The following is a 15,658-nucleotide window of genomic DNA, read 5'->3' as shown; positions in this document are numbered from 1 at the left end:
AACCGCGTAACAACATCGCAGGCGCAGCGGTCACGATCGGCCAGAATGAGCGGTCACGTTGACCAGAATACGCATCAGTTATCTTTTACGTCCGTATTCGGATACGGTGATGTTATTCGGGCTTTGTCAGGGCGTGATCATTTAGTGCGTCGATACGACGTGCTGCCAGTTCTGATAGCAGATGAGATGAGGACAATGCAAGGCGCAGTAAGGTTTCCGTGTCCAAGATGTCGAGGGTCGGCATTGTGTTGTCGTCGCGATCTGTGTTGCTTAAGTGGGCTAGGTTGATGCAGGTTTTTATGCCTTGGCAGATGTCTAACGTCAGGGCGTAAAATTCGGCTTCTCGGTCGCCTTTTAATGTTGGGGTTAGCGATGAGAATGACTTGTGGAATGATTCGATTGGTGGTTTGGAGGAGGATGGGTTGAATTCAGGCTTGCTCATGATTGCACCTTGGAGGTGAATGATGAGGGTGCTGTTGGGATTGGTGAAGGGGAAGGGTGTGGGATCGTTTGCGAACGGGAATGTGTAAACGAGGTTCTGCTAAGCATATCGACGGTTCCTTTGTTGGTTATACCGCTACTCGCTACCAAGCGGGTGGGCGGCAAATGGCAGAGTTGGTAGACCGTCAACAAAGGCAAGCGGCAGGCCGAAGCCTCTCTACCACTGCCGCCCCGTGAGGGCGCACAATGGCAAACGCACACAGAAAAACGGCTTTACGCCGTTTGTACGCCTTTGTTGAATCGGGCTACCAACCCGGTCCCTTTTTTTTAGGGACGAAATGAGTATAAAGCATCATCGCTTTTTTTTGAAGTCTCGATTTTCTAGCTTTTGTTGTTTGCCGATTTGCCCAACAAATTAGGCTTTGTTTTTCTACGCGCCGATGGCGCATTGTTTGGCAAATGATTATTTCAATGTCGTTGATAACTTGAACGGCTGGCGCTCCGTGGATGCTTGTCGGGGGTGGCCCGACAGCCAGTTACTTTCTTTTGCTTCGCCAAAAGAACAGTAACCAAAGAAAAGGCGACCGCAGAGACGCCGCCCTTCGGGTCCCCAAGTTTTTCGACCGTCAGTCGGGTTGAAAGACCAACTCGCTTCGCTCAAACATGTCTTCCAACAATTCCCGACTAACAGCCGAAAAACTTGGCAGCATCTATGTCGGGGTACGTCAAAAGCAAAAGCAAAAGCAAAAGCAAAAGCAAAAGCAAAAGCAAATTCAAAAACAACCGCAACCGCAACCGCAACCGCAACCGCAACCGCAACCGCAACCGCAACCGCAACATCAACAGCCGTCATGGTTGATGTGATTCAGTTTGTACTAATCTCACCTATCAGCTTTACATGTCTGCACGCACTAGATTTGTCAGCATCGTGTTTAATAATGAAGCGATGACGATTGAAGAGCGACTTGGTTGGCTGGCTTTAGACTATTAATTCGGTAGTGTCGGGAACGTCGGGCTGGGTGGATAAGTTTTTCAGTGCAGCTTTCAGTCCGTCAAAGCATTGCTTGTCGATTGCGCTACCGACCATTGCGGCCATCATCTCTAGTGCTTGCGGTACTGGGATTGGCCCGCGATAAGGGCGATCGGCGGTAATGGCATCAAAAATATCGGCGGTTGTAATGATGCGTGTTTCAAGGCTGATCTCGTCGGCATTGATTCCGCGAGGATAGCCGCGCCCGTCCAGTCGCTCATGATGCGCTCCGGCGACCCGCGCCAGTTCGGCAAAAGCGCCAATGCGCGATAAGATGGTTTCGGTGTAGGTGGCATGAAGCTTCACTGCTACCCACTCTTCTGCATTAAGTTTGCCTGCCTTATCCAGCACACTGTTACTGACACCCAGCTTTCCTACATCATGCAGCAACGCGCCACGCTTCAGCCATCGGCGCCTGGCGAGGGAGAGCCCGAGCGCTTCGGCAATCAAATCCGTATAAAACGCTACCCGTGTGCTGTGACCACTAGTGTAGGGACTTTTAGAATCGACGACCTGACCAAAAGCGGCGGCAATATCATCAAGGTAATCATCGTCAACTGGCACTTCATAGCTGCTGGGCTCAAGCGCAAGAACTGCTGGCGCGATATCTGGCGCGATCAGGGTAGACCAGAATTCACTGGCTTGGGCTGCGCGTTCAAAGGCTTGGACTAACTGTGGATCGAACCAGCGACCTGAGCGTAGGCGTACTTCGTTGATTGCTGCCTCAATGCCATCGGCTGTAAGAAAGACATCAATGACCTGCGCCATCAGTGCAATACGGGCAAAAACAGGTATGGCATCGCCCGCCAATCCATCAGGTTTACCTTGTCCGTTGTAGTGTTCATCCAGGCTATAAATACCGCCAGCGACAGCCTCCGAAAATCGCAACAGCCGTGCGATTTCGGCACCGCGCTGGCAGCGGGTGGCAATCAATTCGCGCGCAATTTGACTACCGTCGCGCAAGATCGTCAACACACTACGAAAACGGTCGGCTAGTCCAGCCTTAAGGCCGGTATGGTTGAGAACGAATTTAAGCACCTGCGGTAGACTTTCACCGACAGTTTTAAAGTCACGCTTGAAGTTAATGTCGTCGGTGAGATACAGCTCGCAGATGCGTGCGGCGTTGCTGCTGCAGCCCAAGTCCTTCAGCAGCAAGGTGTAGTAAAGATCCCATAGCTGGTCCTCAGAAAGCCCCAGCTCACGCCCAATGTGCATTCCAATCCAGCAGCAACGCATACAATGCCCGGGCGGTTGACCTTCCGTGATGTCAAGTGCATAGCTAAGCGAACCGATCAATTCCGACAGTTTGATGCCACCGGCCGGAGGAAAAGCATCCAAATTGGTGTGAAGGTTGTGCATCCGCGACATCCCTTACTTGGCATAAATGAAGCTTAATTCTACGCGACGGAGGGGGAGTCTTGGGAGTTATATTGGTATGTAGCTTGGGGGAAATTTAATGAGTAAGGACTGCGTCCTCACCCCGCGCCTTTGTATGACAATAACGTGTGTGTTATCGATTGCGCTATCTAATAGGCTTTTAACGCTTTTAACGCTTTTAAGATTGTTACGCGTTTGGGTATAAGTCAAAACGCGCATGACGTATTTCTTTCATGTGCAGATTAATGATTCAGTACGGCTTGCTTGAAGTGAAGCGTCAAAAAAACGTTCACGTAGGGGCCATGCAACATAAAAAGTGGATAGCAAATATTTCGCTGAATATTAGTAATACCTAATATTCAGCATTTATTAGTAATTCCTAATATGTTGAACCTAACGACCAATTATCTTACGCTCGCGCAGATCAGCCAAGGTGTCTTCGGACAAATTCAATTCACCCTGCAGAACCTCTTGGTTTGACTCACCCAAATGCTGGCCGGCCCAGCGGATGGTGCCGGGCATGCGTGACAGTCTGGGAACCGGTGACGTAAGGCATACGTCGCCACGGTCATGATCTGGCACGTCGATAAAGTTGCCGCGTGAGATCACTTGCGGGTGATGCATCAAATCATCAATACTTTGAATTTTTACCGCAGGAACATCTGCCAGTTGAAAAGCGGCGAGTGCTTCTTCGGTTGTGCGAGTTTTCAACCATGCGTTGATGGCGGCGTCGAGCAACGGCCGATGCGTGACTCTATCCTTGTTGAGTTTAAACATCGGTTGTTCCGGCATTTCGGGATGACCGACAACGGTCATGAGCCGACCAAAGACGCGGTCACCTGTTCCGCTGACGAAGATCCATTCATTGTCGCCGGTTAAGTAAGCGCCACCTGGAGACACGTAGTCGGGCGTATTGCCGGTGCGCTCCGTCACCTTTCCCTGATGTCGGTATTTCATCGGGATGTCTTTCAGGAAGGGAATCATGGTCTCATAGAGCGCCAGATCCACTTCGTCGCCAACATTCTCTTTGTGCAGATGTTTGCCTAGTAATGCGGTGACCGCGCCAAAGGCTGCCCATAATCCGGCGGTGAAATCGCAAACAGGCAATCCGGCTTGCTGCGGTGCCGTGTCCTTTTCGCCCGTGACGTACACCAGCCCTGAAAAGGCTTGGGCGTTGCGGTCGAAGCCGGGCGTGTCGCGCCAAGGTCCGTCTTGGCCGTAGCCGCTAATACGCACGATGGTAATGTCGGGACGTTGCTCTTTCATCCAGGCCGAAGTAATTCCCCATCGATCAAGCGTTCCGGGCCGGAAGTTTTCGATGAGAAGTTCAGTCGTTTTAAGAAGTTGGCCTAGGATGGTGCGACCTTCTGGTGTACGAATATCGAGCGCGACGGACCGTTTATTGCGTCCGATTGTTGACCACCAATAGCCGCTATCGCTTTCACCGTCGGAAGGAAAGGCGCCCAGTGTACGCATAGGATCACCCACTTCTGGCAATTCTATCTTGATGACATCAGCGCCAAAGTCTGCCAATAGAGTGGCGGCAAACGGAGCAGAAATGAAGGTGCCAAGCTCGATTACGCGTATTCCTTTTAGCGCTGGTTTGAGGGGCGTGTCTTTGTGGAGTATAGGTTGTGTCATGGCAAAGAGCGTGATTTCATTAGATATCTACGTGATGAATTAGCATTGCTATTGCTGTGCCGAGAGGGATAACCAATCTTGGTCATTGTATGATGCCAAGTCTCTTGGCGAGCTGCTTCGCCTTTTCGGATTCCGCTTTGAGGTCGACCGTGAATTGCGCATTGGTTGGGGTGATCGACTGCGCACCCATTGTGACCAAACGCTCTTTGACTTCGGGATCCTGCATGGCGCCGTTAATAAGGGCGCTCAGGGTCGCTACGACTTCTTTTGGCGTTCCCGCCGGTGCTACAAAACCGTACCAGACAGGCGTCGGGAGATATGTCGGTAAGCCGAGTCCTTCCGCAATGGGAGGGATATCTGGAAAAAGCGCCGAGCGATGGGTGTCAAACACAGCCAGCCCACGCACCTTTCCTGCGCGCAGATGCTGCTGCACCAAAGGCACCACGACGGGAAACAACGCAATGTGGCCCCCGAGCAGGTCGGTCATAGCCTGTGCAGTGCTCTTGTACGGAATCTCAACGACATCAATGCCAGTGGCCTGTTTAAAAATCTCCATCTCCTGTTCACTGATTGTGCCGGGACCGGAGGAAGCATAGCTCAATTTACCCGGGTTTGCCTTGGCATAGGCCACTAGCTCTTTTATATTATTGATCGGCAAAGCAGGGGAGAGAGCCAGCACCAGAGGGATGGTAGCCACTTTTGCGATGGGAACGAAGTCTTTGACCGGATCGTAAGGCGGTGTAGATTTTTGGATCGGTGCGATCACGAATGGATTCGCGGCGATGAGAATTGTGTATCCGTCGGGTGCCGATTGCAACGCAGTCAGGGAGCCGATCAAACCACCTCCACCATCCCGGTTCTCGACAATCACTGATACATGTGATTTCCTGGATATGCTCTCGCCGATCGTGCGGGCCATGACGTCGCTCCCGGTACCCGGCGAATACGGCACGATAATCTTGATTGTCTGATTTGGATAGGGGCTGGCGTGGGCGATGATCGCTGCGCTCGCCAGCGATAGTGCCAACGCCAACGACAATACCTTTCCTAATTTAATCTTGCGGTTTGTTCTTCCGATATTCCATGAATCCATTGCTGTCTCCTCAAAAATCAACTTGAACTTGATTAACGCCGCGCCCTTTGCGGGTCTGCGGTATTTTTTTATTGTATAACTATTTAACTTTCTGATGTAATAATAAACCGATTCGGTCCGAAGCCGCGGACTTTTAAAAAGTCAATTTTATGATGTTGTTACCTTTTGATAGGTTGTCCGACACGCCAAAATGACAGGCGTTACTGGGACTTAATTGTGCAAACGCCCTATCAGTTTGTCGGGCTATTTCTTTCTCTTCATCGAAAGAATCTTTATATAAAAAAATAGTGTCCGATCAATTATCCAATCACGTCATGGATTGATCGTTTTCATGCGAGTGGATCAAAGTACCTGTTTTTTTGACGCTGTTTCCAATCTCTTTGGAAGTCACACATCGTGTAAAAAAATACGGTAATAGCTCTGTAAGCTAAGCTGGTAGGGGTGATGGCGCTAAAGAAAGGTCTCTAAAAATTAGGCCCCGGTGGCTATCGTTATTAATTGTCTCTGAATGCTCAATCTATATTGAGGAGTTGATCAAGCGACAAATGTTGTTTAAAGAATGACAGCATGATGGGAGGTAATTGAGAAAAAAATTTCATTGCGCCACACTCGAAAAACCATTTCGAAATGGTGATATGGTGAAAAGTGCGCGACGCTAGTTGGCCTATTTGAATAGCTTAATTTTCTTATGTGAAAAATATTAGAAAATAAGGTTAGACGATTTAACGCACAATAATCTAAATAGTTATACAATTAGATTTGATGATTGATTATCCGCTCCCCGACCATTGCGCAGATGCGACAACTGTGGCCGCTGGAGTAAGTTAAACGACTGAAAATTAAACGACTGAAAACTGGGAGCGCATCTGTGAATTGGCCAACCGTGATTTACAACGAAGAGGTGATGAGAGAAGGTTTCGGAATAGAAGACGTGTGCATTCCTCTGGAAGCCAAAGTGGCGTTTTTAGATGCACTCTCCGAGACCGGCTTGAAACGGATAACAGTCGGCGCTTTTGTCAGCCCGCTCTTCGTTCCACAGATGGCTTGCTTTGAGGAACTGTTGCGCGCATTCCACCCGAAAGAGGGCGTGACGTACTTGACCTTTATTCACAATCAGAAGGCCAAGAAGCGCGCTGAGCAATATTCTCCCCCTCTGACAATCGAAGAGGAGTTCTGTACGCTGTTTCTCGATATCTGCGACGTTCATCAGCGCAGAAACGTCAATCGCTCGGTCGAGCAGATGATGGAAGGTTGGCCAGAGGTCATTCAGGATGCAAAGGAACGTGGCATCAGCAAAGCCCGCATTGGAATCGGCTCCGCGTGGGGTTCCAACTTCTTGGGAAAGTTTTCTCAGGATTATCGCTTTTCTTTTCTCGAGCGGCAAATGGCCTTGTTAAATGCGGCCGGAATAGCCGTCGTTGAGATCGCACTGCACGATTCGCAGAGTTGGTGCTTGCCTCCCGAGATGGAGGAGGATCTCAAAAAAATCAAACTTCGTTGGCCCGAGGTCAAACAGTTCAATCTGCATATGCATAACGCGCGCGGCATGGCGCTGCCTGCGATTTATACCGCCTTGCGCACTCTGGATAAAGACGACACTGTGATCATTGAGGGAACGCTCGGAGGAATCGGAGGCGGGCAATTCGGCGGGAACGGTCGTGCATCGGGAATGGCGGCGACCGAGGATGTCATCCATATGCTGGAAGGACTGGGCATCGATACCGGCGTGGATCTGGATAAGATCATCGACTGCGTATGGATGCTGGAGAAAATTATTGGTCGCGCCGTATTTGGTCACGTGGCTAAGGCTGGCCCAAGACCAATGCATCCGGATGCATTTTACGATCCGAACATTCCGGGTTTAGAAAGTCTGGAAGCGGCCAAGCATTTTAAGTTGGGGCCGCAAGCATACCAAAAAGAGGGTTACACCCCGTGGAAGCATCCTATCTCTGGTCCTTACTATCAAGGGCCGCGAGAATCTATAAATGATGGACATAAGGAGAAGACAAATGGACTTTAGTTATTCTGATGATCAAGAGATGATCCGCGATTCGGTGAGGAAATACGCTGAGGCGGAACTTCTTACCCAATACAAGCGATGGGACAGAACCGGTGAGTGGCTGACCAAGGATTTCATGGACAAGCTGATCAATATGGGATTGTTGCGGTTGCGCCTTCCAGAAAAGTACGGTGGTCAGGGTTATTCGTTCGTCGACTGCGGGATCGTGTGTGAGGAGATTGGTCGTTGTGACCATAACATCCGGTACATCATCAGCAACGCCATTCACCTCGGTGAAATGGCTTCGTCCATGGCGCCAGAGTTGCAAGAAGAGTGGATTCCACGTATTGCCAACGGCGAAATGATGTCGCTGGCCTTCACCGAACCCGGCGGTGGTGCCGATGCAGGCAACATCACAACTAAGGCAGTTAAGGATGGCGATCATTACATCATCACCGGCGAGAAAACCAGCATCACCTTTTGTGGGGTCTCGAAGGTGGTGTTCGTCTCGGCTCGGACCGGCGGACCCGGACCTCGGGGACTTTCATTCTTTCTGGTTCCAACCGACACGCCTGGCGTTACCGCCACGCCTTTCGAGCGCATGGGACAACGGATTGATCGTGCGGGTAGCTTCTTCTTTGACAATGTGCGGATACCAGCACGTAATATGATCGGCGAGGAGAACCAAGGTTTCATCTGGGCGATGACGATCATCGGTTACAACCGCAATTTCGTTCCATTGGCTTGTATCGGCGCTGCCCAAAAATCCCTCGACGAAACAATCGAGTACGTCAAGATCAGACAAGTTATGGGGCGTTCACTTTCAAAATGGCAAGGCGTGGCAAACGAACTGGCAATGGAGGCAACGAAGCTGGAGGCGGCACGTATGTTGTGTTACCGCGCTTTGTCATTGAAGGACAAGGGACTGCGCCATGATAAAGAATCGTCGATGGCCAAGTGGTGGGGCGTGAAGGCGGCCAACGAAGTCCTTTATACGTGTATGCGTTTGCACGGCCATTACGGTTGGGCGAAAGATTTGCCGTTCGAGCAACGACTTCGGGATTGTCTGGGAATGGAGTCTGCGGACGGACCGCGTGAGGTGCATCTGGGCATCATTGCGCGTGACATACTCGGGAAAGAATTCGCCCCATTTTGAACCAACACCACATTGCAATATAAATGCATGGAAATCCGCCCGATGATGGGATCACGCGCACAATCGGATGCTGTGATGACGGCGGGGACTAACAGCAAGAGGGAGTACTTATGAAGCTCGAAGGCATCCGTGTCATTGACCTGTCGCGCTTTCTGCCCGGACCAATGTTGACGCAGTTCATGGCCGATCACGGCGCCGAGGTCATCAAGATTGAGTCAGTCGACGAGGGCGAGCCGACTCGCGCCGTTGGCGAGATGCGCGACGGGGTCAGCGTATTCTTTGCCAACTCCAGCCGCGGCAAGAAGAGCCTGGCGCTAGATCTAAAGCAACCGGCCGGACTGGAGGCATTGATGCGGCTGATCGAGGTCTCGGACGTCGTCATTGAGGCGTTTCGGCCCGGCGTGGCCGGCCGCATCGGCGTCGGCTATCAACAGATCAGCGCGCGCGCGCCGCACATCGTATATGCATCAATCTCTGCCTTTGGGCAGAGCGGTCCGTACCGTGACCTCGCCACCCACGACCTCGCGATTGAGGCGATGGCCGGTGTGCTGTCGCTGAACCGGGGCAGGGATGGCGAGCCTGCAATTCCCGGATTGCCGGCAGCAGACATGCTGGCGTCGATGGTCACGCTCTCAGGCGTGATGATGGCGCTGCTTCGTCGCAAAGAAACCGGCCGCGGGGATTTTATCGACATGGCAATGGCTGATTGCTTGCTTGCCGCTATTCCCAACAACCTCGACACAGCGATGGCGGGGAGACGTCAACCTAACGTCCCCGAGGCGCGCTCGCTCGGCGGCAACGCGCTCTACGCCATTTACGCTACCAAGGATGGCGACTGGATCGCGCTCGGCGGGCAAGAGATGAAATTCGCTGTCAATCTTCTCACCATGCTGGGCCGGCCCGATCTGATCGATATATGCAAGCTGCCGCCAGGTAAGGGGCAACATCCTGTGCGTGACTTTCTGGCAGAGACCTTTCGCACTAAAACCAAGAGCGAGTGGGTGGCCTATTTCAAGGGTCGAGATATACCCTTCGCACCCGTGCAAACGCTGCCTGAAATGCTCGAAGACGCCCACTTCAGGCAGCGTGGTGCTGTCATAACCGATGAACGTGGCTGGGACCATATCGGCAATCCAATCCGATTCACGGACGAACCGGGACACACACGCTTCGACGCGCCAGCGCTCGGGCAACATTCGGCAGCGATCTTGCGTGAACTGCACTATTCGGAAGGTGAGATCGCAAAACTCCAGGAGGATGGCACCATCAAAGAAGCAACACAGGAAGATATCTCGCGTCATACCGGCTCGGACAAGACGATACCCATTGGCGGCGCTGCGTAAATCTGCATCTTGAAAATTCGGGCTTTTTTGGGTTGTGATGCAACTAGCGACATTTGTTTAATCAATGTCGTGATGTTGCATCGCTTTAGGTGACTTGTGCTGCATTTTAGGTGATCGATTTGTTTTAGCTGTGCATGCGCAAACGCCTTATGGCGAACTAGCCTTGCTGGATTCGGTGGCGAAATTTGCGTTCTCCCATTGTTGTCACCAGATAGGTAAAAGAAAACTGATATTTCGAATGTCAACGATTGCAAAGAAGGATTATCTTTTGTTAAAAATGGTGGCCTTCGGGTAATTGTTCCCATCTTTTTTCGCCTTGTCATTGCCATTATTTAATCTCAAAAGTAGTGAACGTCGCTGCTTACGGAATGCACACAAACGCTTGCTTTTTCACGTTTGAAATCGTCAAAAAATCAGGCCAATTTATCTACCTAAAACGATTTTCCATTTATCGTTTAATAACGACATGTGCTAATATAATTTGCATGACAAATACTGTAACCAAGCCCCGCAAAACCACTACTACGGTATCCCGTAAACCTCAAAAAGCCGCCGCTACAGTAGCAGAGGCATTACGCCGTCAAATTGTCACGGGTAAGCTCAAACCTGGCGACAAGTTACATCCCGAGAACGTACTACAAATCGAATTCGGCATCTCGCGTCCAACGCTTCGCGAAGCGTTGCGCCTTCTCGAATCTGAGTCGCTCATCACCATCGCCCGCGGCAGACACGGTGGGGCACGTGTGAACTCAATCGATGTCGGTGCCGCGGCCCGCCAAGTCGGTCTGTTTCTACAAATCGAAGGCACGACACTAGAAGACATATGGCTCGCTCGCATCGTCATTGAACCACCAGCCGCCGGATTGCTGGCGGCGTCGCGCAACCCCATCGCCTTAGCTGAGCTTGAGGCAAACATCGCCGAAGCACGCGAGGCCGCGCAGTCTGATCTGATACGCTACGCCGATCTCAGCGCTGAGTTCTCAATGCTTATTACTCGCCACTGCGGCAACAAAACGATCCATCTTCTCGCTTCACTAATCTACAACATCATCCGCCGCCAGCACGAGCATGTAACAGAACGCACAATCGAAAAAGCCAGTGTCGACAAGCTACGTCAAGACAGCATCAAAGACCGCCAAAAAATGGTGAAGCTGATGCGCAGCGGCACGCCCGCCGCCGCCGAGAAGTTTTGGCGCACGCATCTGGAACACACCCGCGACCTGGTCATGAGCGCATATAGAGCGCCAAGAACGATTGATGTGTTGAATGAGCCGATTGGTGAACTGCGTGCGGTTGGGATTGTTAAGCGACCTGCGCGTCTGGCCCAGTGAATTCGAAGACTGCAGCGCTGATTGATGGAAAGTATCCGACGCTGTTTTACATCAAAACTGACAGTAAAACTCACGGTTAAATCGTCTCACCTGAGTACGGCCCGGCTCTACCGCAGGTTGTCATCAGATGGGAATCCCGTCCCTCGCTGCTTGTCGGCTATCCTCGACGCGATGGGACTTCATATCGGGGTGCAATTTTTACCGACTTCATCCGGACGCGCTTAAAACGGTGGCGTCTATACTAAAAATTAGATGTGGTAGTCTTACGCGAATCTGACCGCCTGCCGATTAGGTGGATCAACTTGATAAGAATTTATAAACCATCAAAGATTATTGGGAGTTTTTCATGAAGCCATATGTCATCTGTCATATGTTGTCCTCCATTGATGGACACGCGCTCACTGACGGCTGGGCGCGCCCTTTTAAAAAAAATGCTGGCGACCTGTATGAGAAGCTTGCTCAGCAATTCAAGTTCGATGCATGGATCTGCGGTAGGGTCACAATGCAGGAAATCGCGCACGGTGACGATTATCAGAGAGGCCTGGCCAAAGCACCCGTTCCACGCATTCATTATTTTGCCAACCGCAATGCGGACTGCTATGCCATCTCAATTGACCCTCACGGCAAAGTGGCTTGGAAGAGCAACGTAGCGCTCGCTTCGCATGTCGTCGCGGTTGTGACAGAAGCGGTGTCGGATGATTATTTGGCCTATCTGAAATCCATCAACGTGTCTTATATTTTTGGTGGCAAGACAGAAATTGATCTGGCCCATGTCATTGCAACCCTTGCAAATGAACTTGGCACTAAGCGTCTTATCGTCGAAGGCGGACCCGCGGTGAGCGGGTCATTTGTAAACGCAGGGCTTGTCGATGAGGTCAGTGTTCTTATCTTGCCGCTGATTGATGGACGTGGTGAGCATCCCGCATCGTTTGAGATCGCCAAAGATGTCTGGTCGCAGCCAACTTACCTTACATTAGAGTCGGCAGATATCCAAGAAGGCGGCGGTGTGTGGTTGCGCTACAAGAAGCAGTGATGTCCCAAAAAAATAGCATTTTTGGGATTTTAATACGTGCATCCCTCAATTTTGATGCGCAGTATAGAAAGTGTCTGCAAATCGGCAGCATCGCTGAACCAGCAGTAAGCCTGGACCTTAGCTAAGGTATGGCCAAAACACACCAGATCCACCGGATCAAATGAACGGCGCACTGCGGGATACCGGTCAGAGTTGCTATTTCTTAATGGAAAACCTGGCGGGTTACTCCTGGCGTGTTGTGTACCAAATCAACATCCTCCAGGGCTTGCCTCAATTGAGGTCAATCTGCAAACAATACGAAAGCCAGAAGTCATTGAATTCGCAGCAATTACGCCTGTTTTAGCTGCGGTTTGCTTGTATTTTGCTTCGGTAATGCGCGAAGTAAAGTTGATACATCCTTCAAATTCGAGGTAATACCGCTAAATTGTAAAATTAGGCGGGGATCCGCAAGATGCCTGGTTCACATCCGCTTTTCACTTATCCAAGCGATAGTGCGTCGAAGGTGCGCCCGGCATTCCGAGGTGTGAGTACCCAAATTCGGGCGTCGCATAAAGTTGTTGACCCCGCCGCATGTGCAACTTTGTACGCCCCTTGTCAGTGCCTGTGTATGTCCGTTTTAACTCGTTTAACCTTATACCTATCGAACGCCCATAAAAAAAGCGCGTAAGTCTTTGAAATCAAAGACTTACGCGCTATGTTCTTGGCGGAGAAAGGGGGATTCGAACCCCCGGTAGGTTATGAACCTACACACGCTTTCCAGGCGTGCGACTTAAACCACTCATCCATCTCTCCTGTTTTACTACTCTTCTCTAACTGACTCGATGTTACCGAAGCCGTGTTTCGCGAAGCCGCAGATTATAACAATGTTTTTGGTGGTCTGGCGACTTTCGGTTTTAAACAGTTCACTTTTAACGATTTACCTAGCCTCAAGCGGACTTAAACTAAATTTTTCGGCTTGGTCCAAAGGTTAAGGGAAGCTAACGACAATCTGAATCAGGTAGCCAAAATCCACAAAACCGTCAGGGTGACAACTTACTTGAGTCGCCTTAACGGTTCCTTTTACGACGTTATTGCGCCTCTTTCAACTGATCCAGAATGCCTGGATTTTCGAGAGTGGAGATGTCTTGCGTGATTTCTTCGCCTTTGGCTAGGATTCTCAATAGACGGCGCATGATTTTGCCTGAGCGTGTTTTTGGCAGGTTGTCACCGAATCGGATTTCTTTTGGCTTGGCGATCGGGCCGATTTCTTTGGCTACCCAGTCACGCAGTTCTTTGGCGATTTGTTTCGCTTCTTCGCCGGTTGGGCGGCTGCGTTTGAGGACGACGAAGGCGCAGATTGCTTCGCCTGTGGTGTCATCGGGTCTGCCGACGACGGCTGCTTCGGCCACCATCGGGTTGGCTACTAAGGCTGATTCGATCTCCATGGTGCCCATGCGATGGCCTGATACATTCAGCACGTCATCGATACGGCCCGTGATGGTGAAGTAGCCAGTATCTTTGTTGCGGACTGCGCCATCGCCAGCAAGGTACAAATTGCCGCCAAACTCTGGTGGGAAATAGGTGCTTTTGAAGCGCTCTGGATTGTTCCAGATGGTACGGACCATGGCGGGCCACGGACGTTTTACCACGAGGATGCCGCCTTGACCGTTTGGCAAATCATGGCCGGTTTCATCGACAATCGCTGCCTGAATGCCTGGCAATGGCAGGGTGCATGAACCCGGTACCAATGGCGTCGCGCCCGGTAGTGGCGTGATCATGTGACCGCCGGTTTCGGTTTGCCAAAATGTGTCGACGATTGGGCAACGTTCTGCGCCGATGTGTTTGTGATACCACATCCATGCTTCTGGGTTGATCGGTTCGCCGACGGAGCCTAGCAAGCGCAACGAGGTTAAATCGTATTGCGATGGATGGATCTTTTCATCGGCATCTGCGGCTTTGATCAGCGAGCGAATCGCTGTCGGTGCTGTGTAAAAAATGGTGGCTTTGTGACGCTGAATCATGTCCCAGAAGCGCCCTGCATTCGGGTAAGTCGGAATGCCTTCGAAAATGATCTGCGTGGCGCCAACTGCTGTCGGTCCGTAGGCAATATAGGTGTGGCCTGTGATCCAGCCGATATCGGCGGTGCACCAGTAGACATCATTGGGTTTGATGTCAAAGGTCCATTTCATGGTCAACGCGGCCCACAAGAGGTAGCCGCCGGATGAATGCTGAACGCCTTTTGGGGTGCCGGTTGAGCCGGATGTGTAGAGGATGAACAGTGGATGTTCTGCGCTGACCCATTCTGGTTCGCAATGCTCAGGCTGGTCGGAGACCAATTTATGCATCCAGAGATCAAAGCCGGGGTTAAAGTTGATGTCGCCGCCCGTGCGCTGATAGACGATGACATTTTTGATGCATTCGCAACCGCCGAGGGCGAGCGCTTCATCAACGATGGCTTTTAGTGGCAGACGTTTGCCGCCACGGACTTGCTCGTCGGAGGTGATGACGGCTACTGCGCCTGCGTCAATAATGCGTTCTTGTAGCGATTTTGCAGAAAAGCCGCCAAATACGACTGAATGCGTGGCGCCGATACGGGCGCACGCTTGCATGGCGACGACGCCTTCGACTGACATCGGCATGTAGATAACGACGCGATCACCCTTTTGTACACCGAGCGATTTTAGGCCGTTGGCGAACTTGCAGACTTTTTCGTATAGCTGTTGATAGGTTACTTTGACTACGTCACCGCCGTCGTTTTCAAAAACGATAGCGACTTTGTCGGCGTTGCCATTTTTCAGGTGAACGTCAAGGCAGTTGTAGGAGACATTGAGTTGACCGTCTTCGAACCATTTGTAGAAGGGGGCGTTGGTTTCATCCAGCACTTTGGTGAAGGGTTTATGCCACTCCAGATTTTCACGGGCTAGTCTGCCCCAAAATCCGTCATAGTCGGTTGCCGCTTCCTGGCATAAGGCGTTATAGGCGTCCATGCCAGAAATCGCCGCGTTCTTGGCAAAGTCTGCGGGTGGAAGAAAAACGCGCGTTTCGTGCGACAAAGTTTCGATGTTGGCCATTCGGTGGTCTCCTGCTATTAGAAATTATTGATGCCAGAAAGTAGGCTTTTACACTTACTCAAGCCTTACAGCCAGCGCATTGGTGAAATTTGCATGGTATTCAGGGGTTCTGGTTTGTTAATAGAGCGGTTATGGAATTTCCCGAGGAAAACAGTCGTTCTGTA

11 protein-coding genes and 1 tRNA gene are annotated in these 15,658 nt (G+C 51.1%); 6 read left to right on the top strand and 6 right to left on the bottom strand.

What is annotated here, in order from left to right; translation table 11 throughout:
- Nucleotides 1-112: 112 nt before the first annotated feature.
- Nucleotides 113-442, bottom strand: a complete 330-nt coding sequence (locus QN379_RS18305; protein ID WP_323507271.1) for a hypothetical protein — start codon at nucleotides 440-442, stop codon at nucleotides 113-115.
- A 662-nt stretch (nucleotides 443-1,104) separates the two neighbouring features.
- Here QN379_RS18305 and QN379_RS18300 point away from each other — a divergent pair.
- The gene (locus QN379_RS18300) at nucleotides 1,105-1,305 is read left to right on the top strand and encodes a hypothetical protein (RefSeq protein WP_323507270.1); all 201 of its coding nucleotides are present in this window, start codon (nucleotides 1,105-1,107) and stop codon (nucleotides 1,303-1,305) included.
- Between the two features lie 115 nt (nucleotides 1,306-1,420).
- On the opposite strand, the gene QN379_RS18295 is transcribed toward QN379_RS18300, so the two are convergent.
- The 3 genes from QN379_RS18295 to QN379_RS18285 form a co-directional block, all read right to left on the bottom strand.
- Entirely contained in the window at nucleotides 1,421-2,830 is a 1,410-nt protein-coding gene (locus QN379_RS18295; RefSeq protein ID WP_322236934.1) for an HD-GYP domain-containing protein, read from the bottom strand.
- Nucleotides 2,831-3,241: 411 nt separating this feature from the next.
- Complete coding sequence (locus QN379_RS18290) at nucleotides 3,242-4,489, bottom strand: CoA transferase (protein ID WP_323507269.1); 1,248 nt, start codon at nucleotides 4,487-4,489, stop codon at nucleotides 3,242-3,244.
- 82 nt (nucleotides 4,490-4,571) lie between these two features.
- Complete coding sequence (locus tag QN379_RS18285; RefSeq protein ID WP_322236938.1) at nucleotides 4,572-5,582, bottom strand: tripartite tricarboxylate transporter substrate binding protein; 1,011 nt, start codon at nucleotides 5,580-5,582, stop codon at nucleotides 4,572-4,574.
- Nucleotides 5,583-6,450: 868 nt separating this feature from the next.
- Between QN379_RS18285 and QN379_RS18280 the strand changes: the two genes are divergently transcribed.
- The 5 genes from QN379_RS18280 to QN379_RS18260 all read left to right on the top strand — a co-directional run bounded on the left by QN379_RS18280 (nucleotide 6,451) and on the right by QN379_RS18260 (nucleotide 12,444).
- Nucleotides 6,451-7,602 (top strand): hypothetical protein, encoded by a 1,152-nt coding sequence (locus tag QN379_RS18280; protein ID WP_322236940.1) that lies wholly within the window; start codon nucleotides 6,451-6,453, stop codon nucleotides 7,600-7,602.
- Complete coding sequence (locus QN379_RS18275) at nucleotides 7,592-8,737, top strand: acyl-CoA dehydrogenase family protein (protein ID WP_322236942.1); 1,146 nt, start codon at nucleotides 7,592-7,594, stop codon at nucleotides 8,735-8,737. The genes QN379_RS18280 and QN379_RS18275 overlap by 11 nt, the downstream gene beginning before the upstream one ends.
- Nucleotides 8,738-8,847: 110 nt before the next feature.
- The gene (locus QN379_RS18270) at nucleotides 8,848-10,080 is read left to right on the top strand and encodes a CaiB/BaiF CoA-transferase family protein (protein WP_323507268.1); all 1,233 of its coding nucleotides are present in this window, start codon (nucleotides 8,848-8,850) and stop codon (nucleotides 10,078-10,080) included.
- Between the two features lie 485 nt (nucleotides 10,081-10,565).
- Complete coding sequence (locus tag QN379_RS18265) at nucleotides 10,566-11,411, top strand: FadR/GntR family transcriptional regulator (RefSeq protein ID WP_322236948.1); 846 nt, start codon at nucleotides 10,566-10,568, stop codon at nucleotides 11,409-11,411.
- Nucleotides 11,412-11,757: 346 nt separating this feature from the next.
- Nucleotides 11,758-12,444 carry a RibD family protein gene (locus QN379_RS18260; RefSeq protein ID WP_322236951.1) on the top strand — a complete coding sequence of 229 codons (687 nt, stop codon included), beginning with the start codon at nucleotides 11,758-11,760 and terminating at the stop codon, nucleotides 12,442-12,444.
- Between the two features lie 701 nt (nucleotides 12,445-13,145).
- Here QN379_RS18260 and QN379_RS18255 read toward each other — a convergent pair.
- Together QN379_RS18255 and acs are read right to left on the bottom strand one after the other, a co-directional pair.
- A tRNA-Ser gene (locus QN379_RS18255) sits at nucleotides 13,146-13,236 on the bottom strand.
- Between the two features lie 275 nt (nucleotides 13,237-13,511).
- Nucleotides 13,512-15,494, bottom strand: coding sequence for an acetate--CoA ligase (gene acs, locus QN379_RS18250; protein ID WP_323507267.1), 1,983 nt, complete (start codon nucleotides 15,492-15,494; stop codon nucleotides 13,512-13,514).
- Between the last annotated feature and the right edge of the window lie 164 nt (nucleotides 15,495-15,658).

Origin of the sequence: Glaciimonas sp. Gout2, from assembly GCF_035018905.1 — a bacterium.
GTDB lineage: Bacteria > Pseudomonadota > Gammaproteobacteria > Burkholderiales > Burkholderiaceae_D > Glaciimonas.
Note: the sequence above shows the minus strand (reverse complement) of the source record. Positions and strands in the feature narration are given on the sequence as shown.

Coding starts and splice junctions, on each gene's coding strand:
- QN379_RS18305 (WP_323507271.1), bottom strand. CDS start 442: ATGAGCAAGCCTGAATTCAACCCATCCTCCTCCAAACCACCAATCGAA.
- QN379_RS18300 (WP_323507270.1), top strand. CDS start 1,105: ATGTCTTCCAACAATTCCCGACTAACAGCCGAAAAACTTGGCAGCATC.
- QN379_RS18295 (WP_322236934.1), bottom strand. CDS start 2,830: ATGCACAACCTTCACACCAATTTGGATGCTTTTCCTCCGGCCGGTGGC.
- QN379_RS18290 (WP_323507269.1), bottom strand. CDS start 4,489: ATGACACAACCTATACTCCACAAAGACACGCCCCTCAAACCAGCGCTA.
- QN379_RS18285 (WP_322236938.1), bottom strand. CDS start 5,582: ATGGATTCATGGAATATCGGAAGAACAAACCGCAAGATTAAATTAGGA.
- QN379_RS18275 (WP_322236942.1), top strand. CDS start 7,592: ATGGACTTTAGTTATTCTGATGATCAAGAGATGATCCGCGATTCGGTG.
- QN379_RS18270 (WP_323507268.1), top strand. CDS start 8,848: ATGAAGCTCGAAGGCATCCGTGTCATTGACCTGTCGCGCTTTCTGCCC.
- QN379_RS18265 (WP_322236948.1), top strand. CDS start 10,566: ATGACAAATACTGTAACCAAGCCCCGCAAAACCACTACTACGGTATCC.
- QN379_RS18260 (WP_322236951.1), top strand. CDS start 11,758: ATGAAGCCATATGTCATCTGTCATATGTTGTCCTCCATTGATGGACAC.
- acs (WP_323507267.1), bottom strand. CDS start 15,494: ATGGCCAACATCGAAACTTTGTCGCACGAAACGCGCGTTTTTCTTCCA.